This is a genomic window from Burkholderia sp. MSMB1078WGS (assembly GCF_001528895.1).
Classification (GTDB): Bacteria; Pseudomonadota; Gammaproteobacteria; order Burkholderiales; family Burkholderiaceae; genus Burkholderia.
This window is the reverse complement of the sequence record NZ_LPDI01000116.1, coordinates 1-19,944: the sequence shown is the minus strand read 5'-3', so window position 1 is coordinate 19,944 and position 19,944 is coordinate 1. Positions and strand designations below refer to the sequence as shown.

Annotated in this window: 20 protein-coding genes, 1 tRNA gene and 2 pseudogenes; 12 read left to right on the top strand and 11 right to left on the bottom strand. The window is 67.1% G+C overall.

Going from position 1 to position 19,944, the window contains the following annotated elements; translation table 11 throughout:
• The first annotated feature begins 20 nt into the window (after positions 1 to 20).
• The 4 genes from WT24_RS31435 to WT24_RS31425 all read left to right on the top strand — a co-directional run bounded on the left by WT24_RS31435 (position 21) and on the right by WT24_RS31425 (position 1,847).
• Positions 21 to 386 carry a copper resistance protein CopC gene (locus WT24_RS31435; RefSeq protein ID WP_059795322.1) on the top strand — a complete coding sequence of 122 codons (366 nt, stop codon included), beginning with the start codon at positions 21 to 23 and terminating at the stop codon, positions 384 to 386.
• Positions 387 to 469: 83 nt separating this feature from the next.
• The gene (locus WT24_RS31430) at positions 470 to 913 is read left to right on the top strand and encodes a copper chaperone PCu(A)C (protein WP_060037160.1); all 444 of its coding nucleotides are present in this window, start codon (positions 470 to 472) and stop codon (positions 911 to 913) included.
• Between the two features lie 32 nt (positions 914 to 945).
• Entirely contained in the window at positions 946 to 1,119 is a 174-nt protein-coding gene (locus WT24_RS35060; RefSeq protein WP_006486739.1) for a hypothetical protein, read from the top strand.
• Between the two features lie 98 nt (positions 1,120 to 1,217).
• A complete protein-coding gene (locus tag WT24_RS31425; RefSeq protein ID WP_060037158.1) occupies positions 1,218 to 1,847 on the top strand; it encodes a LysE family translocator in 630 nt (209 codons plus the stop codon).
• A gap of 15 nt (positions 1,848 to 1,862) precedes the next feature.
• Here the strand turns inward: WT24_RS31425 and WT24_RS31420 are convergent, their stop codons facing one another.
• Positions 1,863 to 3,176 (bottom strand): leucine-rich repeat-containing protein kinase family protein, encoded by a 1,314-nt coding sequence (locus tag WT24_RS31420; RefSeq protein WP_060037219.1) that lies wholly within the window; start codon positions 3,174 to 3,176, stop codon positions 1,863 to 1,865.
• Between the two features lie 142 nt (positions 3,177 to 3,318).
• Between WT24_RS31420 and WT24_RS31415 the strand changes: the two genes are divergently transcribed.
• A tRNA-Leu gene (locus tag WT24_RS31415) sits at positions 3,319 to 3,403 on the top strand.
• A 76-nt stretch (positions 3,404 to 3,479) separates the two neighbouring features.
• Here the strand turns inward: WT24_RS31415 and WT24_RS31410 are convergent.
• Positions 3,480 to 4,352, bottom strand: a complete 873-nt coding sequence (locus WT24_RS31410; protein WP_059502412.1) for a LysR family transcriptional regulator — start codon at positions 4,350 to 4,352, stop codon at positions 3,480 to 3,482.
• Between the two features lie 139 nt (positions 4,353 to 4,491).
• On the opposite strand from WT24_RS31410, the gene WT24_RS31405 reads away from it, so the two are divergent.
• Complete coding sequence (locus WT24_RS31405; RefSeq protein ID WP_060037156.1) at positions 4,492 to 5,733, top strand: MFS transporter; 1,242 nt, start codon at positions 4,492 to 4,494, stop codon at positions 5,731 to 5,733.
• 182 nt (positions 5,734 to 5,915) lie between these two features.
• Here WT24_RS31405 and WT24_RS31400 read toward each other — a convergent pair whose 3' ends face one another.
• Positions 5,916 to 6,800: a LysR family transcriptional regulator gene (locus WT24_RS31400; protein ID WP_060037155.1), complete on the bottom strand. Its 885-nt coding sequence runs from the start codon at positions 6,798 to 6,800 to the stop codon at positions 5,916 to 5,918.
• Positions 6,801 to 6,879: 79 nt separating this feature from the next.
• On the opposite strand from WT24_RS31400, the gene WT24_RS31395 reads away from it, so the two are divergent.
• Positions 6,880 to 8,181 (top strand): aspartate aminotransferase family protein, encoded by a 1,302-nt coding sequence (locus tag WT24_RS31395; protein ID WP_060037153.1) that lies wholly within the window; start codon positions 6,880 to 6,882, stop codon positions 8,179 to 8,181.
• Between the two features lie 88 nt (positions 8,182 to 8,269).
• Here WT24_RS31395 and WT24_RS31390 read toward each other — a convergent pair whose 3' ends face one another.
• Entirely contained in the window at positions 8,270 to 9,019 is a 750-nt protein-coding gene (locus WT24_RS31390; protein WP_059502405.1) for an SDR family oxidoreductase, read from the bottom strand.
• A 41-nt stretch (positions 9,020 to 9,060) separates the two neighbouring features.
• Between WT24_RS31390 and WT24_RS31385 the strand changes: the two genes are divergently transcribed.
• The 3 genes from WT24_RS31385 (at position 9,061) to WT24_RS31375 (ending at position 11,427) form a co-directional block, all read left to right on the top strand.
• Positions 9,061 to 10,044: an AraC family transcriptional regulator gene (locus WT24_RS31385; protein ID WP_060037151.1), complete on the top strand. Its 984-nt coding sequence runs from the start codon at positions 9,061 to 9,063 to the stop codon at positions 10,042 to 10,044.
• A 73-nt stretch (positions 10,045 to 10,117) separates the two neighbouring features.
• On the top strand, positions 10,118 to 10,975 hold the full coding sequence (locus WT24_RS31380) for an AraC family transcriptional regulator (RefSeq protein WP_060037149.1): 858 nt from the start codon (positions 10,118 to 10,120) through the stop codon (positions 10,973 to 10,975).
• A 44-nt stretch (positions 10,976 to 11,019) separates the two neighbouring features.
• On the top strand, positions 11,020 to 11,427 hold the full coding sequence (locus WT24_RS31375) for a DUF2000 domain-containing protein (RefSeq protein ID WP_059795294.1): 408 nt from the start codon (positions 11,020 to 11,022) through the stop codon (positions 11,425 to 11,427).
• A 44-nt stretch (positions 11,428 to 11,471) separates the two neighbouring features.
• Here WT24_RS31375 and WT24_RS31370 read toward each other — a convergent pair whose 3' ends face one another.
• Both WT24_RS31370 and WT24_RS31365 read right to left on the bottom strand, forming a co-directional pair.
• Positions 11,472 to 11,822, bottom strand: a complete 351-nt coding sequence (locus tag WT24_RS31370; protein ID WP_060037147.1) for a VOC family protein — start codon at positions 11,820 to 11,822, stop codon at positions 11,472 to 11,474.
• Between the two features lie 68 nt (positions 11,823 to 11,890).
• A pseudogene (locus WT24_RS31365) lies at positions 11,891 to 12,802 on the bottom strand (DMT family transporter); the annotation flags it as partial.
• 151 nt (positions 12,803 to 12,953) lie between these two features.
• Here WT24_RS31365 and WT24_RS35680 point away from each other — a divergent pair.
• A pseudogene (locus tag WT24_RS35680) lies at positions 12,954 to 13,805 on the top strand (LysR family transcriptional regulator).
• Positions 13,806 to 13,897: 92 nt separating this feature from the next.
• Here WT24_RS35680 and WT24_RS31355 read toward each other — a convergent pair.
• The 5 genes from WT24_RS31355 to WT24_RS31335 form a co-directional block, all read right to left on the bottom strand.
• Positions 13,898 to 14,599, bottom strand: a complete 702-nt coding sequence (locus WT24_RS31355; RefSeq protein ID WP_060037145.1) for an ABC transporter ATP-binding protein — start codon at positions 14,597 to 14,599, stop codon at positions 13,898 to 13,900.
• The gene (livG, locus tag WT24_RS31350) at positions 14,599 to 15,372 is read right to left on the bottom strand and encodes a high-affinity branched-chain amino acid ABC transporter ATP-binding protein LivG (RefSeq protein WP_059502395.1); all 774 of its coding nucleotides are present in this window, start codon (positions 15,370 to 15,372) and stop codon (positions 14,599 to 14,601) included. Before livG ends, WT24_RS31355 begins: the two co-directional genes overlap by 1 nt.
• Positions 15,369 to 16,640, bottom strand: coding sequence for a high-affinity branched-chain amino acid ABC transporter permease LivM (locus WT24_RS31345; protein ID WP_034204314.1), 1,272 nt, complete (start codon positions 16,638 to 16,640; stop codon positions 15,369 to 15,371). Before WT24_RS31345 ends, livG begins: the two co-directional genes overlap by 4 nt.
• 11 nt (positions 16,641 to 16,651) lie before the next feature.
• Positions 16,652 to 17,578 (bottom strand): high-affinity branched-chain amino acid ABC transporter permease LivH, encoded by a 927-nt coding sequence (gene livH, locus WT24_RS31340; protein ID WP_034204313.1) that lies wholly within the window; start codon positions 17,576 to 17,578, stop codon positions 16,652 to 16,654.
• Positions 17,579 to 17,751: 173 nt separating this feature from the next.
• Positions 17,752 to 18,870: a branched-chain amino acid ABC transporter substrate-binding protein gene (locus tag WT24_RS31335; protein WP_034204312.1), complete on the bottom strand. Its 1,119-nt coding sequence runs from the start codon at positions 18,868 to 18,870 to the stop codon at positions 17,752 to 17,754.
• Positions 18,871 to 19,576: 706 nt separating this feature from the next.
• Here WT24_RS31335 and WT24_RS31330 point away from each other — a divergent pair.
• Positions 19,577 to 19,944 (top strand): transposase (locus WT24_RS31330; protein ID WP_179949304.1); only part of this gene is annotated, 368 nt, incomplete at its 3' end.

Sequence of the window (19,944 nt, the reverse complement as noted above, 5' to 3'; positions counted from 1 at the left end):
CGTCACTCGCTCATCCAGCCATGAAAACCACCCCTTTCGTTCGCGGCGCGCTCGCCGCACTCGGCTTCGTCGTCATCCAGGCCGCCCATGCGCACGCGCTCCCGAAAACGCAGGACCCGGCCCCCGACGCCACGCTGTCGAGCGCGCCGCACGCAGTCACGATCGACTTCGGCGAGGCGCTCGAGCCGGCGTTCAGCTCGATCGCCGTGACCGATAGCCACGGGCAGTCGGTCGTCGACGGGAAGTCGGCCGTCGACACCGGCAACCGGAAGCGGATGCGCGTCGCACTGGCCGATCTGAAGGCCGGCACGTACACGGTCGCGTGGATCGCGGTGGCCAGCGACGGCCATCGCACGCACGGCCGCTACGCATTCACGCTGAAGTAACGCACGCGATGCGCATCGGCGCGCCGTGCCGATCGCATTCGCATCGATGCCCCCGGCATCGCACTCGATCAGGAGAACAAACGATGAAACGCACGATTTCGACCGGCCTGCTCACGGCGCTGGCGCTGCACGTGACCGCCACGTTCGCCGCGCCGGCCCTACAGGCCGATGCGTGCTGGATCCGCACGATGCCGGCGACGGTGCCGTCCTCCGGCTACTTCACGCTGAAGAACGACGGCGACGCACCCGCGACGCTCGTCGGTATCGACACGCCCGCCTACGGGATGGCGATGATGCATGAAACGCAGACGAGCGGCAGCACCGCGAAGATGGTCCACATCGACTCGGTCGTCGTGCCGGCGCACGGCACGGTCGCCTTCAAGCCGAAGGGCTATCACGCGATGCTGGAAGCGCCGCGCCAGGCCGTCGCGCCCGGCGCGAAGGTGCCGCTCCGGCTGCATTTCGCGGACGGCTCGACCGTGTCCGTGACCTGCGACGCGAAGGCGCCGGCCTACGCCGGCCAGTAACGCCGCCTGCCCCTCGACCGAAGGAGACGCTCATGAAAGACCGCCTGCCGCTCGCCGACCTGATCGTCCGCTACCGGACGCCGCTGAATGTCGCGGTACTGATCGTCTGCGGCTTATGGGCCGCGTGGATCGCATGGATGACGCGGCCTGCCGCCATCGATACACCGCCGTCGATTCCCGCGTACTGCATGCGCGACGCGCGCTGACGCGCGACGACGGCACGGTTGCGGCGGCGGCCCGCGCCATTATTGGCGTGGCATCATCGCTTCATCCCGACCGCCGCAACCGCCTTTCGGAGCGCCGCATGTCCATTCAGACCTGGATGCTGTTCGCCGCAGCCTATCTCGCCACGACGCTGTCGCCGGGGCCCAACGTGCTGCTCGTGATCCGCAACACGGTGCGCTATGGCATGCACGGCACCGTCGCGACGATCGCGGGCAACCTCGTCGCGCAGGGCGTGGTCGTGCTGCTGGTCGCGCTCGGTGTCGGCGCGGTGCTGGCGGCGATGCCGCCGCTGTTCGTCGCGATGAAGGTGATCGGCGCCGCGTATCTGATGTACCTGGGTGTCCGGCAGTTGCGCGGCGATAGCAAGACCGCCGCATCGAGCGGCGCGGCCGAGATCGTCGCGCCCGATCGCCGGAAACTGTTCCGCGAAGCGCTGTTCGTGTCGGGCAGCAATCCGAAGACGATGATCTTCCTGTCCGCGTTCATGCCGCAGTTCATCGTGCACGATCGCCCGCTCGCGCTGCAGTTCGTCGTGATGTACGCGACGATCGCCTGCACGGTCGTGATCGTTCACAGTGTCTATTCGGCCGGCGTGCGCCGCCTGCATCGCGGTTTCGGCATGAGCCGCGCGGTGCGCGCGCTCAAGCGCGCGAGCGGGCTGCTGTTCGTCGGGCTCGGCATCAAGCTGCTGACCGCGCGGCAGGCGTAGGCCGGCCCGATCCCGTCAGTGCATGCGCGCGGCCAGTGCGGCCGCGATCTCGTCGAACGACGGCCGTGCATCGACATCCTCGTTCACGCACGCCGCCGCAAGCGCATCGAGCGCGCCGGCATGCGATTCGCATCGCTCGAGCAATTCGCCGAGCAGATAGCCGAACGCGCGCACTTCGAGCCGCTCGAACCGGGCGCCGCGTGTGCGCTCGTTCACGTCGTACGGCGACGCCGCCCCGAAATCCCCGAGCAACGCGCCGCCTGCGCCGTCGTGCAGGATGTTGTGCGCGTACAGATCGCCGTGCATGATGCCGCGCGCGTGCAGATGGCCGGCCGCCGATGCGATGCCGTGCGCGATCCGCAGCGCCTGCGCCGGATCGAATCTCGCATCGGCGGCATAGACGTCGCGCGTGCAGGACGCGAAGCTCGGCGGCCCGGCGAGATTCGTCAGCGCGGGATCGACCAGCTCCATCACGAGGCCGTGCGTGCCGTCCGGATGCCCGCGCACCTTGCCGATCACCGGGATCAGATGCGGATGACGGCCGGCATGCAGGCATGCGGCCATTTCGCAATCGGGCAGGCCGTCGCTCGTGACTGCGCCCTTGAACAGCTTGACCGCGACCGTGCGCGGCGGATGGCCGTTCGCCCGCCATTGCGCGCGATAAATGACACCCGACGCGCCCTCGCCCAGTTTCCGTTCACACGAAAGCGCCGCCCAGTCGATCTCCGCGACGTCCGGCCCGGCAGACGCCGCGGCCTCCGGCGCCGCGCCGAACGGATTGCCGGCCACGGCGAGCCATGCGAGACGCGGCAGGCGCAGCAGCCAGTCGGGCAACGCATCCAGCCGGTTCGCCGACAGGCGCACCAGCTCCAGCGCGCGGCAGGCGGCCATTTCGGCGGGTAGCGTCCGCAACCGGTTGCCGGCAAGCATGAGCTTCTGCAACCGCGCACAATCGCAGATGTCGGCCGGCAGTTCGTCGATGGCGTTGTCGGTCAGGATCAGCCAGCGCAGCGCACGCGGCAGCGCGCCGCGCGGCACGGTGCGGATCCGGTTCGCCTTGAAGCCGATCATGTCGAGCCGATCGCATGCGCCGAGCACGTCGGGAAAGGCGGTGAAGCGGTTGCCCGACGCGAACAGGATGCGCAGACGATGCAGCCGCGGCAGATCGTCCGGCAGCGCGGACAACGCATTGCCGGTCAGGTCGAGCACTTCGAGCGTGTCGGCCAGATCGAAGATCTCGCGCGGAAATTCGGTCAGCCCGCACGCGAGCTTGAGTTGCCGCGCGCCCGACAGTTGTCCGGCCTGCAGCTGTTCGAGGGTGTGTATCACGGGGAGAAAACGGGTGGCGGTTGCGGTGATCGTCGGGTCGATCGGACGAATTCTACCGGGATCGATCGCGTGCACGCACACGACCTTGTCACACCCCCTTCACAAACGCGCGATGTGACGTTAGAATTGCGCCCCTTGCAGTGCCGACGTGGTGAAATTGGTAGACACGCTATCTTGAGGGGGTAGTGGCGAAAGCTGTGCGAGTTCGAGTCTCGCCGTCGGCACCAGATGCGCTTCCAGCGCATTCCGAGCATGATCTGAAACCCGCGACAGCATATGGCTTCGCGGGTTTTTTGTTGCCGGCTACGCGAGCAACAGAAAATTGCGCACCACCGCCGACGGCTCGTCGCAGCGCGACGCGATGGCGAGCCTGGCGCGAAACCGGTTACCGGCGAACGGCCGGTACACGACCCCGGGCACCTGCACCTGCGTAATCGCTTTCGGCACGACCGACACGCCGAGCCCGGCCGCCACCAGCGTCACCGCGGACGCGATCTGCGGCGCCGGTTGCCCCATGCGCGGCTCGAACCCGGCGGCCTGGCACGCGGCGACGATGTCGTCGAACAGCGCGGCGCCGGCCGCGCGCGGCACCTGCACGAACGACTCGTCGGCCAGCTCGGCCAGATCGATACGCCGGCGCGGCGCCAGCCGATGCGCGACGGGCAGCGCGACGAACATCGGCTCCTCGTCCCAGTCGGATACCCGCAGCGCCGCGGCGACGCGACGCTCGGGCCGCACGATCGCGACGTCGAGACGCCCGGCCTCCAGCGCCTCCAGCAGCACGCCCGACGTCGCCTCCTGCAACGTTAGCTCCGCATCCGGATACGCCTCGCGAAAACGGCGAATCAGATCCGACACTTTCGGATTGAACGCGGCCGTGCCGGTGAAGCCCACCCGCAAATGGCCGGTTTCCCCGCGTGCGGCGCGCCTGGCCGCCCGCGCCGCGCGCTCGGCATCTTCCAGCACGCGGCGCGCCTCTTCCGCGAAGACCTCGCCCGCCAGCGTCAGCTCGGCGCCGCGCGCGGTGCGTTTGAACAGCTCCACGCCGAGTTCGCTCTCGAGCGCCTTGATCTGCTGGCTCAACGGCGGCTGGCCGATGCCGAGCGTTTCGGCGGCCTTCGTGAAATTCGACGCGGCCGCGACGGCCAGAAAGTAGCGCAGATGCCGGAGTTCCATGCGTGACGTGATCTCGCGGTGAGTCGGGCTGGCCTGTCAGCCAGTGTTAAAACATATTGCTGCGGTTCATTTCATATATTGGACATATACATGACCGTGCGCAAGAATTCGTGTATTCCGTCGCACATCGAGTGCCCCCATGTCCTCCGCTTCGATTTCCCGATCCATGCCCGGCACGCAACCATCCGCACCCGATGCGCTGCCGGCCGGCGTGTCCCCGCGCTCGGCCGCGTACAAGCGCATCGCGCTCGCGCTTTTCCTCGCCGGCTTTGCCACTTTCTCGCTGCTGTACTGCGTGCAGCCGCTGCTTCCCGCGTTCGCACGCGAGTTCGACGTCGGCGCGGCGTCGAGTTCGCTCTCGCTGTCGCTGTCGACCGGGATGCTCGCAGTGTCGATCCTGTGTGCCGGCGCGCTGTCCGAACGGGTCGGGCGGCGCGGGCTGATGTTCGTGTCGATGACGCTGGCCGCGGTGTTCAACCTGCTCGCCGCGCTGTCGCCGAACTGGCACCTGCTGCTTGTCTGGCGTGCGCTCGAAGGCTTCGCGCTGGGCGGCGTGCCGGCGGTGGCGATGGCCTATCTCGCGGAAGAAATCGCCGCCGACGGGCTCGGCTTCTCGATGGGGCTCTACGTCGGCGGCACCGCGTTCGGCGGCATGATCGGACGGATCGGGATGAGCGCGCTCGAGGAGCACTTCTCGTGGCGAACGGCGATGCTGTCGATCGGCGTCGTCGACCTGCTCGCGGCGCTCGCGTTCGTGATGCTGCTGCCGGCCTCGCGACGCTTCGTGAAGCGCACCGACCTGACGCTGCGTCACCACCTGCGGCTGTGGCACGCGCAACTGCGTCATGCACGCCTACCGTTCGTGTTCGCGATCGGCTTCCTGATGATGGGCGCGTTCGTGACGATCTACAACTACGCCGGATTCCGGCTCATGGCGGCGCCGTTCAACCTGAGCCCGACCGCATGCGGGCTGATCTTCGGCGCGTACCTGTTCGGGATGGTGTCGTCATCGAGCGCCGGCGCGCTTGCCGATCGTCTCGGGCGGGGGCCGGTCCTGGTCAGCGGCATCGTCGTCTTCGCGGTGGGCCTCGCACTGACGCTGTCGCACTCGCTCGCCGCGATCGTCGTCGGCATCGTGCTCGTGACGATCGGCTTCTTCGTCGCCCATTCGGTCGCGAGCGGCTGGGTCGGCGCGCTCGCAGGCGCCGCGAAAGGGCATGCGGCCTCGCTGTATCTGCTCGCCTACTATGTCGGGTCGAGCGTGCTCGGCTCGGTCGGCGGCGCGTTCTGGCAACGCGGCGCATGGACGAGCGTCGCCGCCTATGTCGCGGTGCTGCTCGTCATCGCAGTGCTGGCGGCGCGGCGCTCGAGCCGCGCGTGATGCGACGCCCGACGACAATCGCGGCATCGTCGGCGGGCCCGAACCGGCCGGTGAATATCAGGAAACCGAACTGAAGCTGCCGGCCATGCAGGCGGCGATCCGCGTACGCGATGCGACGGCGGAGATGCCCGGCTCCAGGCAGGTGTCGGCCTCGTCGATGGTCGACTGATTCGCGTCGCCCGTCACAGCAACGGCAGCGTTTGCCGGATATGGTCGGCGAATGCTGCCGTCAGGTGCGACGGCCGCTTCCGGTCGAACCTCAGCGTGATGCCCACGGCCGGCAACGGCGGCAAATGCGGATCGCCGTTGACGATCGCGAGGTCGGCCGGCACTGCCGTCTGCGTCATCACCGCGAACGCCTGCCCCGAGCGCACGAGCGCGATCAGCCCGGCGAGGCTGCTGCTCGCGTACGCGACGCGATAGTCGCGGCCGGCGCCGCTCAACGCGTCGCAGGCCGCGAGATGATCGAGCGTGTCGCGGTCGGACAGCGCGAGCGGCAGCGGATCGAAATGCGCGGGTTCGAGCCCCGGATAGCCGATCCAGACCAGTTGCTCGCGGCGAACGATGTCGTCGGTCGCGCCGTCGTCCGGCACGGCAATCATCGCCAGATCGACCGCACGCTTCTCCAGGTGTTCGACGAGCCGCGGCGTGGGCGCGCAGACGACTTCGACGATCGCCTGCGGATGCTGGCTCGAAAACTGCCGCAGCAGCGACGGCAGCCACACCTCGGCGTAATCGTCCGGGCAGCCGAACCGGATGGTCCCAGACAACCCCGTGCCGCACAGGTCGGCCATCGCCTCGTCGTGCAGCCGCAGGATGCGCTGCGCGTGCACGAGCAGCCGCTCGCCCGGATGCGTCAGCACCACGCCGCGGCCGGTACGCTGGAACAGCGGCTGATCGACGGCCGCTTCGAGCCGCTTCATCTGCTGGCTGAGCGCGGATTGCGTGCGGCCGACCCGCGCGGCCGCGCGGCTCAACGCGCGCACCTCGGCGATCGCGACGAACGAGCGCAGCAGGTCGATTTCGAGCGAAAGCGCCAAGGTATTAGCTCCCTTTCTAGCTTGCATTAGAACTATTCGTTTCCATCAAACCAGACGCGCGCCTAGACTGCAAGCGATCCCCCGCCCTTTTGCCCGGAGCCGCCCGATGTCCCTGAACGACGACGCAACCTTCTGGCGCAACGCCAGGCAGCACCTGGTCCGCTACGGCGGCACGTTCGAGCCGATGATCGTCGAGCGCGCGAAAGGCAGCTTCGTCTACGACGCCGACGGCCGCGCGATCCTCGATTTCACGTCGGGCCAGATGAGCGCGGTGCTCGGCCACAGCCATCCGGAGATCGTGTCCGTGATCGGCGAATACGCGGGCAAGCTCGACCACCTGTTCAGCGGCATGCTGTCGCGGCCGGTCGTCGATCTCGCGACCCGCCTGGCCGACATCACGCCCGCCGGGCTCGACCGCACGCTGCTGCTCAGCACCGGCGCGGAATCGAACGAGGCGGCGATCCGGATGGCGAAGCTCGTCACCGGCAAGTACGAGATCGTCGGGTTCGCGCAGTCGTGGCACGGGATGACGGGCGCCGCCGCGTCGGCCACGTACAGCGCCGGCCGCAAGGGCGTCGGCCCGGCGTCGGTCGGCTCGTTCGCGATTCCGGCGCCGTTCGCATACCGGCCGCGCTTCGAGCGCAACGGCGCCTACGACCCGCTCGCCGAACTCGACTACGCGTTCGACCTGATCGATCGCCAGTCGAGCGGCAACCTCGCCGCGTTCATCGCGGAGCCGATCCTCAGTTCGGGCGGGATCATCGAATTGCCGGAAGGCTATATGGCTGCGCTCAAGCGCAAGTGCGAGGAACGCGGCATGCTGCTGATCCTCGACGAAGCGCAAACGGGCGTCGGTCGCACCGGCACGATGTTCGCGTGCCAGCGCGACGGCGTGACGCCCGACATCCTGACGCTATCGAAGACGCTCGGCGCGGGGCTGCCGCTCGCAGCCCTCGTGACGTCCGCGGCCATCGAGGAACGCGCGCACGAACTCGGCTATCTGTTCTATACGACGCACGTGTCCGACCCGCTGCCGGCAGCCGTCGGCCTGCGCGTGCTCGACGTCGTGCAGCGCGACGGCCTCGTCGCGCGCGCGAACGTGATGGGCGAGCGGCTGCGGCGCGGCCTGCTCGACCTGATGGAACGCTTCGACTGCATCGGCGACGTGCGTGGGCGCGGGCTACTGCTCGGCGTCGAAATCGTCAAGGATCGCCGCACCAAGGAGCCGGCGGACGGGCTCGGCGCGAAGATCACGCGCGCGTGCATGAACCTCGGGCTCAGCATGAACATCGTGCAGTTGCCCGGCATGGGCGGCGTGTTCCGGATCGCGCCGCCGCTGACCGTCAGCGACGACGAGATCGATCTCGGCCTGTCGCTGCTGGAGCAGGCGATTACGCGCGCGCTGTAACGGCACGCGACAGCCCCGTTCCCGCGCGATCCGTCGCGCCGGTTCGACCGACCGGCACGACGCGCTCATGCTTCGCATTCCGTATCGATCAGCGGGCTTCGGCGGCCCAAGCTTCGGCATCGGCGCCGGCAGGGATACGCATCGGGCTCGACGGATCGGTCGCCGCGCGCCACACGGCTTCGGCAACGTCCTGCGCATGGGTGATCGGCCCCGATGCATCGAGCATCCGCGCCACGGCCTTGCCGACGAAGTCCGCGTACGCTTCGTGCTCGAAGCCATGCATGTTGGCCCGTGCGTTGTCGGCGAAACGCGTGCCGGGCGCGCGGCCCGGCAGCACGAGATGCGTGCGCACGCCGAACGGTGCGAGCTCGACCGCCATCGATTCGGTGAACGCATTCACGGCCGCCTTGCTTGCACGATACGCGCTGACCAGCGGCAGCACCTTCAGCGTGACGCTCGACGTGACGTTCACGATCACGCCCGCGCCGCGCGTGCGAAATTGCGGCAGCACGGCCTGCGTCACCGCGATCGTGCCGATCGTGTTGGTGTCGAACAGCGCGCGCACCGTGTCGAGCGGCGTGAGTTCGGCCGGTGCGGCCGCGCCGAAGCCCGCGTTGTTGACGAGCACGTCGATCGGGCCGGCGGCATCGATCGCCGCGTGAATGCTGTCCGCGTTCGTCACGTCGAGCGGCAGCACGCGCAAGCGCTCCGACGGCGGCAGCACGTCCCCGCGCGGCGTGCGCATCGTCGCGACGACCTGCCAGTCGCGCGCCAGGAAATGGCGCGCGATTTCGAGGCCGAAGCCGGAAGAACAGCCGGTGATCAGTACGGTCTTCATGCGAACTCCTGGGATGTGTTGAGCACGTGTCCGTACGATAGATGGCCGCCGCCGTATTCGCTACAATCGAAAATCCGCTTTTCTTTTGCGAGAGTCCGGCGATGATCGACCCGCTGACCGAAGTCGTGACGCTGCTGCAACCGGCTGCGCGGTACTCCAAGTCCGTTCACGGTGCGAGCCCATGGCTCGTGCGTCGTACGGTCGCCGGCGAGCCGTTCTATTGCGTCGTTCTCGACGGCGGTTGCCGGATCGAGATCGACGGGCACGCGCCGATCGAATTGCGGGCCGGCGATTTCGTGCTGATTCCGGCGGCGTACGGCATCGCGACATCGAGCCTCGAACCGCCGCCGCCGGGCGTCGAATCCGCACCGCCGATGGCGCTCGACACCGGCGAATACCGGGTGGGCGATCCCGGCAACCCCATCGACACGCGCATGATGCTGGGCAACTGCAGCTTCGGTTCGCCCGACGCGGCATTGCTGGTGTCACTCCTGCCGCGATTCGTGCACGTGCGCGGCGATCCGCGACTGACCACGCTCGTGCAACTGGTGCGCGACGAATCGCGCGCGCAGCGGCCCGCGCGCGAGATCGTGCTGTCGCGGCTGATGGAAGTGCTGCTGATCGAGGCGTTGCGATTCACGGCCGGCACGCACGCATCGCCGGGCCTCGTGCGCGGGCTCGCCGACAGCCGCCTCGCGGCCGCCATCCGCGCCATGCATGCGCGCCCGTCGCATCCGTGGACGATCGTCGAGCTGGCGAAGGAAGCGGCGCTGTCGCGCTCGACCTTCTTCGAGCGTTTCAGCCGTGCGGTCGGCGTCGCGCCGATGGAATACCTGCTGACGTGGCGCATGGCGCTCGCGAAAGACCTGCTGCGCCGCAACGAAGGCCGCATCGCCGAGATCGCGGCGCGCGTCGGCTACAGTTCCGCGAGCACCTTCAGCGTCGCGTTCGCGCGGCACGTCGGCCGGCCGCCCGCGCAATACGCGCGCGACGAACAGGCCGAACAGGCGGCGAACGAACCATGAGCCGCACCCGCCTTCCCTGTCCCGCCGCCTGCAACCTCGTTTCGTCACGCCACGACGATGTGCGAGGCGCGCGATGACGACCGACGCAAAGACCGTCGGCACGACCGACCACTGGCTCGTCGCGCGCCGCGATGCGGAAACCGGCATCGAAAGCCTGCACGCCCATTTCAACGGCCATGCGTACGATGCGCACGATCACGACGACATGCTGGTCGGCTTCACCGAACAGGGCGTGCAACGCTTCCAGTGTCGCCGTTCGCTGCATACCAGCGTGCCGGGCCGCGCGATCCTGATCGAGCCGGGCGCGATGCACGACGGCCACGCGCCCGAAGCCGGCGGCTTCACGTACGGGATGCTGTACCTGCCGCAGGCGTGGGTCGAGCGCGCCGCGCGCCGGCTGGACCTGCCGGGCCTCGGCAGCGTCGAAGCCACGTTCGGCCATACGCTCGTCGACGATCGCGGCCTCGTCGACGCGATCCGGAACGCCTTCTTCGCGATCCACGACAACGAAGGCCGGCTTGCGCGCGACCAGACGCTCGACCGCCTGCTGATGCGCCTCGGCAGCCAACTGGCCAGCCCGCTCGTGCTGGAGAGCAGCGCCGTGCCGCCTGCGATCGCGCGCGTGCGCGACCTGCTGCACGAACGCATGGACGGCAACATCGGCCTCGACGAACTCGCGAGCGCCGCCGGCATCGACCGGTTCCGGCTCACGCGGATGTTCCAGCGCGCGTTCGGCACGTCGCCGCACGCGTACCTCGTGCGCTTGCGGCTGCGTGCCGCGCGCAAGCTGCTGGCGGCCGGCCGCACGCCCGCGCAGGCGGCCGCCGACGTCGGCTTCGCCGACCAGAGCCACCTCGGCCGCTGGTTCCGCCGCGCATACCGGATCACGCCGGCCGCGTACCGGCAACTCTGCACAAACGTTCCAGACTGATCGCGCACGACGTCCGATCATGGATGCTCCAACCGGGAGCAAGCATGTTCGATACCAAAGTAGCGCTGATCGTGCGCGACGATCTCGCCGCGTGGCAGAAACTCAACGTGGTCGCGTTTCTCGCAACGGGCGTCGCGGCCGGCGCGCCCCAAGCACTGGGCGAGCCTTACGAGGATGCGGCCGGGCGCCGCTACGGCCGGATGCTCGGCCAGCCGATGCTGGTGTTCGCCGCCGATTTGAACGGATTGCAGGCCGCGCACCGTCAGGCGCTGTCGCGCGAGCTCACGATCGTGCCCTACGTGCGGGCGATGTTTTCGACCGGGCACGATGCGGCCAACCGCGCGGCGTTTCGCGCCGAGGACGCGGAGCATCCCGATCTCGTCGGCCTGGCGTTGCACGGGCCGAAGAAGGCCGTCGACAAGGCGGTGAAGGGGCTGGCGTTGCATGCGTGAACGCCGGCGTGCCCCGCCCGCCGGCCGCCGCACGCCACCGCCGCTCAGCGATGCGCGAGCACGTTGACGAGCTTGCCGAACGGGTCGCGCACGTAGAAGCGCCGCACACCCCATGGCTCGTCGGCCGGGCCGTATTCGACCGGAATGCCGGCAGCCTGAATGCGCGCGAGCGCTTCGTCGAGGTCATCGACCTCGATCGACAGATCGGGCGTCGGCGTGCCCGACCCGCCCTGCGACGCGAAGCTGATCTGCACGTCCATCTGCTCGGCATTGCCGTAGGTCGCGATCCAGCCGTGGTCCATCAGCAGGTCGAGGCCGAAAATGTGCTGATAGAAGCGCTTGGCGTCGTCGACGGATCGCGTGTCGATGTTGGCGACGATTCGTTTGACTTTCATCGGATTCCTTCACGATTCGGGCAGTCTCGCGAAGCTACACTGGAATCACGCGCGCGACCAGCACGTCGGCGGCCGGGCGTCTTCATGTCCGCGCAGCGCGGCCGCGCGCCGTGCTTGCCGGCCAGCCAGACGCCGAGCGCGACGACGACGATACCGACATAGGTCGTCACCTCGATCCGGTCGCCGAACATCCACGCGGCCCACATCAGCGTCACCGGTGGCTCGAGATAGACGAGCGTCGCCACGCGCGTCGCCGGCATCCGCCTGAGCAGCGCCCACAACGACAGATAAGCGACGAACGTCGAGAACACCGTGAGCCACACGACCGACACCCACACGTTCGGCTGCGTCGGCACGTGCAGGTCGCCCGTGACGATCCCGCCCGCCGCGAACAGCACGAGGCTCACGCAGCCCTGCACGAACAACGGCAGGATCAACCCGTCCTCGTTACTGCGCACGTCGGACAACGCGCGGCGGCGCTGATAGATCGTCGCGATCGACAAGCCGAACGCGGACACCAGCGGCAGCAGGTACATCACGATCCCGACCGACCCGGCCGGCAGCGCGTATTGCCCGCCGATCACGATGCCCACGCCGACGAACCCGACCAAGAGCCCGGCCCATTGGCGCGCCCCGCTGCGTTCGCTGCCGCCGAACGACGCCATCGCCGCCGTGATGAGCGGCTGCAACGCCGCGACGATCGCCGCGATGCCCGGTGGCAGCCCATGCTGGATCGCAACGTACACGCAGGCCAGATAGAGAAACTGCGACAGGAAGCCGATCACCGCGTGATAGCGGATTTTTTCGAGCGTCAGGCGCCCGATCCGCCGATTGACGACGATCGCGACGCACAGCGTGACGAGCAGGAACCGCCAGAACAGCAGGTTGAACGCGCCGGCCGTCTCCGCGCCGAGCTTGGCGCCGATGAATCCGGAACTCCACGACAGGACGAAAACGAGTTGAAGCAGGAATAGCTGCATGGAGCGACGATTCTCGGAAGGTGGCAGGAGACCGGCGCGGGTCGCAGGTCCGCCGGGCGAATCGGCTCGAGCCGTTGACCCGAGAATATGGGTTGCTCAATAATTCCGTCAATCGACATTACCTGAATCACCGATTCGGAAAAACCAAATCATGCCGCGTACCCTGGACGTCGACCTGCTCCGTACCTTCCACGCCGTCGCGAAGCTTGGCCGCTTCAAGGATGCGGCCGTTCATGTGAACCGCAGCCCGTCGTCCGTCACCGCGCAGATTCAGAAGCTGGAGGAGATGGTCGCGCAGCGGCTATTCACGCGAAACAACCAGGCGGTCGAACTTACGCAGTTCGGCCACAAGCTGCTGAGCGACACCACCGAGTTTCTGCTGAGCCACGACCGGCTCGTCGAATCGCTGTCGCCGCAGATGCTGACCGGCAAGCTGCGGCTCGGCATCCCCGATTCCTACGCGGCGCACTTCATGGCGGAATTCCTGCCGCGCTTCGCCGCGGACCGGCCGCTGCTCGAACTGACGGTCGAAGCGCGCTCCAGCGACGAGTTGCAGCAGCTGTTCGCGCGCGGCCAGCTCGACATCACGATCGCCGTAGTACCGAAAGCGCCGCCGCACGCCGAGCTGCTCGGCAAGACCCATCCGGTGTGAGTAGCGGCGCGCACGTTCAAGTTCAATCCCGACGCACCGCTGCCGATCGCGGTGCAACTGCCGGGCTGCCCGTACCGCGACACCGCATTGCGTGCGCTGAAGAAGGCGAAGATCGCGCACCGGATGCTGCTCGAAAGCGCCAGTTCGCCGGCGGTGGAAGCGTGCATCGCGAACGGCCTCGCGGTCGGCCTGATCGAGCATGAGCGTGTGTCGGGCAACCTGACGAGCCACATCGCCGGAATCGCGCTGCCCGATCTGCCGCCGCACCTCGTCACGGTGCTGACGGACGACAGCAATCGCGCCGCGCTGCATCTGCGCGACGTGCTGAAAAGCACGTTCAGGATCGGATAGGGAAGACAAGGCCGGGAACCGGCCTTGCAAACGAACGCGAACAGTCCCGCAAAACTGCCGCCAGCCCGTTGCAGGCCGGCGGCTTTCTCTCGTCAACCGCCGAGATACGCCTGCTTGATCCGGTCGTTCGCGAGCAGGTTCGCGCCCGTGTCAGCCAGCACCACGCGCCCCGTTTCGAGCACGTAGCCGCGATCGGCCACGCCGAGCGCCTTGTTCGCGTTCTGCTCGACCAGGAAGACCGTGACGCCTTCGTCGCGGATCGTCCGGATGATGTCGAAGATCTGCGCGATCACGAGCGGCGCGAGGCCAAGCGTCGGCTCGTCGAGCAGCAGCAAACGCGGCTTGCTCATCAGCGCGCGGCCGATCGCCAGCATCTGCTGCTCGCCGCCCGACATCGTGCCGGCCCGCTGCGCCGCGCGTTCCTTCAGGCGCGGAAACAGTTTGAACACGTGCTCGACGCCGTCGTCGATCTCGTGACGACTCGCGAAGAAGCCGCCCATCTTCAGGTTCTCGAGCACCGTCAGGCTCGGGAACACGCGCCGCCCTTCCGGCGAGATCGCCATCCCCTGCCGCATGATCTGGTGCGTCGACATCGCGGTGATGTCGTTGCCTTCGAACAGCACGCGGCCCGACGATGCACGCGGCGTGCCGCATACCGTCATCATCAGCGTCGTCTTGCCGGCGCCGTTGCTGCCGATCAGCGTGACGATCTCGCCCTTGTTCACCTCGATCGACACGCCCGCGAGCGCCTCGACCGCGCCGTAGTGCGTATGGACCTGTTCCAGCTTCAGCATCACTCTTCCCCCAGGTACGCCTTGATCACGCGCGGGTCGTTGCGGACCGCTTCCGGCGTGCCGATCACGATCGGCCGGCCGTGCTCCATCACGAGGATGCGGTCGGACACGCCCATCACGAGGCTCATGTCGTGTTCGATCAGCAGCACCGATACGCCGAACTCGCGGCGCAGCTTGTCGATCAGATGCTGCAGCTCGATCTTTTCCTGCGGGTTGAGGCCGGCCGCCGGCTCGTCGAGCATCAACAGGCGCGGCTCGGTGATCATGCAGCGCGCGATCTCCAGACGCCGCTGGTGCCCGTACGACAGCGTGCCCGCCGGCCGGTTGGCGACCGACGTCAGCCCCATCCGGTCGAGCCACACGGCCGCACGTTCGAGCGCTTCCTTCTCGGCGTGACGATACGCGGGCGTCGCGAACAGGCCGTGCAGCAGCCCCGCCTTCACCTTGCGATGCTGCGCGACGAGCAGGTTCTCGACGACGGTCAGCGACTTGAACAGGCGGATGTTCTGGAACGTCCGCACGAGGCCCTTCAACGCGATCTTGTGGCTCGGCAGCCCGGCGATCGCGTGGCCGTCGAGCACGACGTCGCCGCCGGTCGGCTTGTAGAAGCCGCCGACGCAGTTGAACACCGTGGTCTTGCCCGCGCCGTTCGGCCCGATGATCGCGAACACCTCGTCGCGGCGCACGTCGAAATCGATGCCGTCCACCGCGAGCAACCCGCCGAAGCGCATCTGCAGCCCGGCGACCTTCAACAGTTCTGCATTCACGCTCATTGCGGCAGCTCCACGTGGGGACGGCTCGCGGGCAGCAGGCCCTGCGGACGCCACATCATCATCAACACCATCACCAGGCCGAAGATCAGCATCCGGTACTCGGCGAACCCGCGCGCGACTTCCGGCAGCACGGTCAGCAGAATCGCCGCGAGAATCACGCCGAGCTGCGAGCCCATCCCGCCGAGCACGACGATCGCGAGGATCAGCGCCGATTCGATGAAGGTGAACGATTCAGGATTCACGAGGCCCTGACGCGCCGCGAAGAACGCGCCGCCGATCCCCGCGAACGCCGCGCCGAGCGTGAACGCCGACAGCTTGATGCGCGTCGGGTTGAGACCCAGCGAACGGCATGCGATCTCGTCGTCGCGCAGCGCTTCCCACGCGCGGCCCATCGGCATGCGGATCAGGCGGCTCGTCACGAACAGCGTGAAGCCCACCAGCAGCAGCGCGATCAGGTACAGGAAGATCACCATGTGCTCGCCGCTGTATTCCAGCCCGATCAGTTCATGGAAGGTCTTCGCGCCTTCGACGCTCGCCGAGCGCGCCATCTCGAAGCCGAACACCGTCGGCTTCGGAATGCTCGAGATGCCGTCCGGGCCGCCGGTGAGGCTCGTCAGGTTGTTCGCGAGCAGGCGAATGATTTCGCCGAAGCCGAGCGTGACGATCGCGAGATAGTCGCCGCGCAGGCGCAGCACCGGGAAGCCGAGCAGGAAGCCGAACGTCGCCGCGGCGATCGCCGCGATCGGCAGACACTCCCAGAACGACAGCCCGAAATACTGGTTCAGCATCGCGTACGTATAGCCGCCGACCGCATAGAACCCGACATAGCCGAGATCGAGCAGCCCCGCGAAACCGACCACGATGTTCAGCCCGAGGCCGAGGATCACGTAGATCAGCGCGAGCGTCGCGACGTCCACCGCGCCGCGCGAGCCGAAGAACGGCCACACGAGCCCCACCGCGAGCAGCACCCAGATGATCGCGCGCTGCTGCCGCGCGCCCATCGCAGGCGCCGCCGGCAGCTTCACGGCCGCTTTCGCGCGCATCAGCCACGGCTTGAACAACTGGAACAGGAATACCGCCGCAACGGCGATCCACACCGGGCGCCAGTGCGGCGTCAGCACGACCTGGTAGCCGTCGAGCTTCAGTTGCAGCCCGAGCACCGGAATCGTGAGGATCGCCGTCAGGATCGCGGCAGCCACCGCATTCTTCAACGCCTGGCCGATCGAAGCATCGGCGGCCGGGCGGCGAACGGAAATGACTTGACTCATCTGCGTCTCCCTCAAACCTTTTCGATGTCCGACTTGCCGAGCAGGCCGGTCGGGCGGAAGAGCAGGATCAGCACGAGCAGGCCGAACGCGACCACGTCCTTGTACTCGGCCGGCATGTAGCCCGCGGCGAAGGTTTCGGCCAGGCCCAGCAGCACGCCGCCGAGCATCGCGCCGGGGATGCTGCCGATCCCGCCGAGCACCGCGGCGGTGAACGCCTTGATGCCCGCGACGAAGCCGATATACGGATTCAGCTTGCCGATCGTCAGCCCGATCAGCACGCCGCCGACGGCCGCCAGCATTGCGCCGAGCACGAACGTGAACGAGATCACACGGTTCGTGTCGATGCCGAGCAGGTTCGCCATCTTCATGTCCTCGGCGCACGCACGGCACGCACGGCCCATCCGCGAATGCGAGATGAACAGCGTGAGCGCGATCATCAGCACGAGCGTCACGCAGACGATCAACAGGCGCGCATACGGGATCGTCACGTCGTAGTCGCCGCCGAGATGGATGTCGAACGCGCCGGAGATCAGCACCGGCACGGACACGTCGCGCGCGCCCTGGCCGATCTGCACGTAGTTCTGCAGAAAGATCGACATGCCGATCGCCGAGATCAGCGGCACGAGCCGCGGGCCGCCGCGCAGCGGCCGATACGCGACGCGCTCGACCGCGAAGCCGTACAGGCCCGTGACGATCACCGACACGATCAGCGCGGCGCCGAGCACGAGCGGCAACGGATAGCCGGCGGAGATGCCGATGGCCGTCAGGGTCACGAGGCCCACGTACGCGCCGATCATGTAGATCTCGCCGTGGGCGAAGTTGATCATGCCGATGATGCCGTAGACCATCGAATAGCCGATGGCGATCAACGCATAGATCGCACCCAGCGTCAGGCCGTTGACCAGCTGCTGGGCGAATTGAGGAAAGAAGTCAGTCATGTGCGGGAAGCTCCCGTTGGCGCTGTGTCGCATGCCTGCGCCGGATCACGGCGGTCGGCCGCGCGCAACGCACGGTGTCGTCTCGGGCCGCCCGTTGGCCGCGGAACGGCCAAATGCGCACGCGCTCCGCCCGGGTGACGGGCAGAGCGCGTGTGCGGGGCGGGTACTCCGTATTACTTGGCGGCGGTCTTCGTCGCGTCCTTGTGCCACGTGTAGACGACGAACTTGAACGCCTTCAGGTCGCCCTGTGCGTCATACGCGACCTTGCCGATCGGCGTGTCGAACGTCGTCTTGTGCATGTACGCGGCGACCTTGGTCGGATCCGTCGTCTTCGCACCCGCGATCGCGTCGGCGATGATCTTCACCGCGGCGTACGACGGCATCTGGAACGGGCCGTTCGGATCGCGCTTCTTGTCCGCGAACGCCTTCACGAGCGCCGCGTTGGCCGGATCGGCCGAGAAGTCGGCCGGCAGCGTGACCAGCATGCCTTCCGAAGCCGGGCCGGCAATCGCCGTCACGTCCTTGTTGCCCACACCTTCAGGCCCCATGAACGTCGCCTTCACGCCCTGCTCGCGCGCCTGGCGCATCAGCAGACCCATTTCCGGGTGGTAGCCGCCGAAGTAGACGAAATCGACGCCTTGCGACTTCAGCTTCGTGATGATCGCCGAGTAGTCCGAATCGCCGGCGTTGATGCCTTCGAACAGCACGACCGGGATCTTCGCGGCTTCGAGGTCCTTCTTCACCGACGACGCGATGCCCTGGCCGTACGACTGCTTGTCGTGCAGGACCGCGACCTTCTTCGGCTTCACGTTGTTGATGATGTAGTGCGCGGCGGCCGGGCCTTGCTGGTCGTCGCGGCCGATCGTGCGGAAGATGAAGTGGCGCTTCTTGCCTTCGGTCAGCTGCGGCGCGGTGGCCGACGGCGTGACCATCACGATGCCTTCGTTCTCGTAGATGTCCGACGCGGGAATCGTCGAACCCGAGCACACGTGGCCGATCACGTACTTGATCTTCTGGCTGACGATCTTGTTGGCGACGGCGACGGCCTGCTTCGGTTCGCACGCGTCGTCCATCAGCACGACTTCGAACTTGTTGCCGCCCGCACCGCCTGCCGCGTTGATCTGTTCGATCGCGGTCAGCGCGCCGGCCTTCACCATGTCGCCGTATTGGGCGACCGAGCCGCTCATCGGACCAGCGATGGCGATCTTCACGGTTTCCGCTTGCGCGGCGGCGGCGCCCGCGGCGAACAGCACGGCGGCGACGGAAATGGACGTAAGACGGGACAGCGTCATCTGGGAGCTCCTCGATGTTGTTTAGTCATACGGGCAAAGGCGGCATGACTTGCGCAATCGAACAGCACCCGGGGCGAGGACATGGGACACGCCCGAGACACATAGAAGACGGAACTCCGGCGGAATGTTGCGTAGCGGGGCCCGGCTCTTGCAGTCCCCGAAGGGGACGTCTGGTTCGGAAAGACATCGTGATGCGTCTTGCATTGCGCAAGCGTTTCGCCTGCCCCGCTTGCCAAATCGCTGGCTCGGAGGGATGGTCCGACAGCTGTTGGCAAGGCAGCCGAAATTATATGGGCGTTTTTCAATCGTCTGTCAAAAATGCCTGTCGATTGAGGGAAAACACGTACGTTTTTGAGATGGGTGGGTGGCGATGGGGGCGCAACCTCGGCGAGGCGGGAACGTTTGCTTCGAGTGCAATCGGGTTGCTATTGGGCAGAGGGATCGGGGCAGATTCCTTGCTGGGCGGGGTGTTCGGCGATGCGAGATTCGCGCCGGCGCATTTTTCGAGCGACCGACGGCCCAGACGCTGGAAATCAATCGACTGATGATTGTGAGCGTGCGCACCAGGACGGGGCGCTACGCGAGGCGGGAAAAATTTCCGTTTAGCGGAAAAACTAAACATATTGAAAGCTTTTTGATATATCCGTGAAATAGGGCCTGTCAGGAATTTTGTGTTTAAGGCATAACATGCTCCCAAGGAGAGTTTATGCCTCGCAAACCGAAAGCCCAGCCGGTGGCACTGCCGGCGATTCCGGCCGAGCTGCTCGAACAGTTCGGCAACGGCCCGATGACGGCCGAAGCCATCAATGCCGCGACGCTAGCGCTCAAGAAGGCGCTGATCGAACGGGCACTGGGCGGCGAGATGAATCATCATCTCGGCTACCCTCCCGGTGCTGCCAAGCCGGCCAACGCCACGAATCAGCGCAACGGCAAAGGGGCCAAGACGGTTCTGACCGAAGACGGTCCGATCCGTATCGAGGTGCCGCGCGACCGCGATGGCAGCTTCGAACCCATCCTGATTCCCAAGCACGAACGGCGCTTCACGGGCTTCGACGACAAGATCGTCGCCATGTA

Bases quoted from the DNA above. Each gene is read 5' to 3' on its own strand.
- WT24_RS35060 (WP_006486739.1), top strand. From the start codon at position 946: ATGAAAGACCGCCTGCCGCTCGCCGACCTGATCGTCCGCTACCGGACG.
- WT24_RS31375 (WP_059795294.1), top strand. From the start codon at position 11,020: ATGTTCGATACCAAAGTAGCGCTGATCGTGCGCGACGATCTCGCCGCG.
- livG (WP_059502395.1), bottom strand. From the start codon at position 15,372: ATGAGCGTGAATGCAGAACTGTTGAAGGTCGCCGGGCTGCAGATGCGC.
- WT24_RS31425 (WP_060037158.1), top strand. From the start codon at position 1,218: ATGTCCATTCAGACCTGGATGCTGTTCGCCGCAGCCTATCTCGCCACG.
- WT24_RS31370 (WP_060037147.1), bottom strand. From the start codon at position 11,822: ATGAAAGTCAAACGAATCGTCGCCAACATCGACACGCGATCCGTCGAC.
- WT24_RS31395 (WP_060037153.1), top strand. From the start codon at position 6,880: ATGTCCCTGAACGACGACGCAACCTTCTGGCGCAACGCCAGGCAGCAC.
- WT24_RS31385 (WP_060037151.1), top strand. From the start codon at position 9,061: ATGGCCGCCGCCGTATTCGCTACAATCGAAAATCCGCTTTTCTTTTGC.
- WT24_RS31430 (WP_060037160.1), top strand. From the start codon at position 470: ATGAAACGCACGATTTCGACCGGCCTGCTCACGGCGCTGGCGCTGCAC.
- WT24_RS31345 (WP_034204314.1), bottom strand. From the start codon at position 16,640: ATGAGTCAAGTCATTTCCGTTCGCCGCCCGGCCGCCGATGCTTCGATC.
- WT24_RS31435 (WP_059795322.1), top strand. From the start codon at position 21: ATGAAAACCACCCCTTTCGTTCGCGGCGCGCTCGCCGCACTCGGCTTC.
- WT24_RS31405 (WP_060037156.1), top strand. From the start codon at position 4,492: ATGTCCTCCGCTTCGATTTCCCGATCCATGCCCGGCACGCAACCATCC.
- WT24_RS31380 (WP_060037149.1), top strand. From the start codon at position 10,118: ATGACGACCGACGCAAAGACCGTCGGCACGACCGACCACTGGCTCGTC.
- WT24_RS31390 (WP_059502405.1), bottom strand. From the start codon at position 9,019: ATGAAGACCGTACTGATCACCGGCTGTTCTTCCGGCTTCGGCCTCGAA.
- WT24_RS31355 (WP_060037145.1), bottom strand. From the start codon at position 14,599: ATGCTGAAGCTGGAACAGGTCCATACGCACTACGGCGCGGTCGAGGCG.
- WT24_RS31400 (WP_060037155.1), bottom strand. From the start codon at position 6,800: ATGCAAGCTAGAAAGGGAGCTAATACCTTGGCGCTTTCGCTCGAAATC.
- livH (WP_034204313.1), bottom strand. From the start codon at position 17,578: ATGACTGACTTCTTTCCTCAATTCGCCCAGCAGCTGGTCAACGGCCTG.
- WT24_RS31335 (WP_034204312.1), bottom strand. From the start codon at position 18,870: ATGACGCTGTCCCGTCTTACGTCCATTTCCGTCGCCGCCGTGCTGTTC.
- WT24_RS31410 (WP_059502412.1), bottom strand. From the start codon at position 4,352: ATGGAACTCCGGCATCTGCGCTACTTTCTGGCCGTCGCGGCCGCGTCG.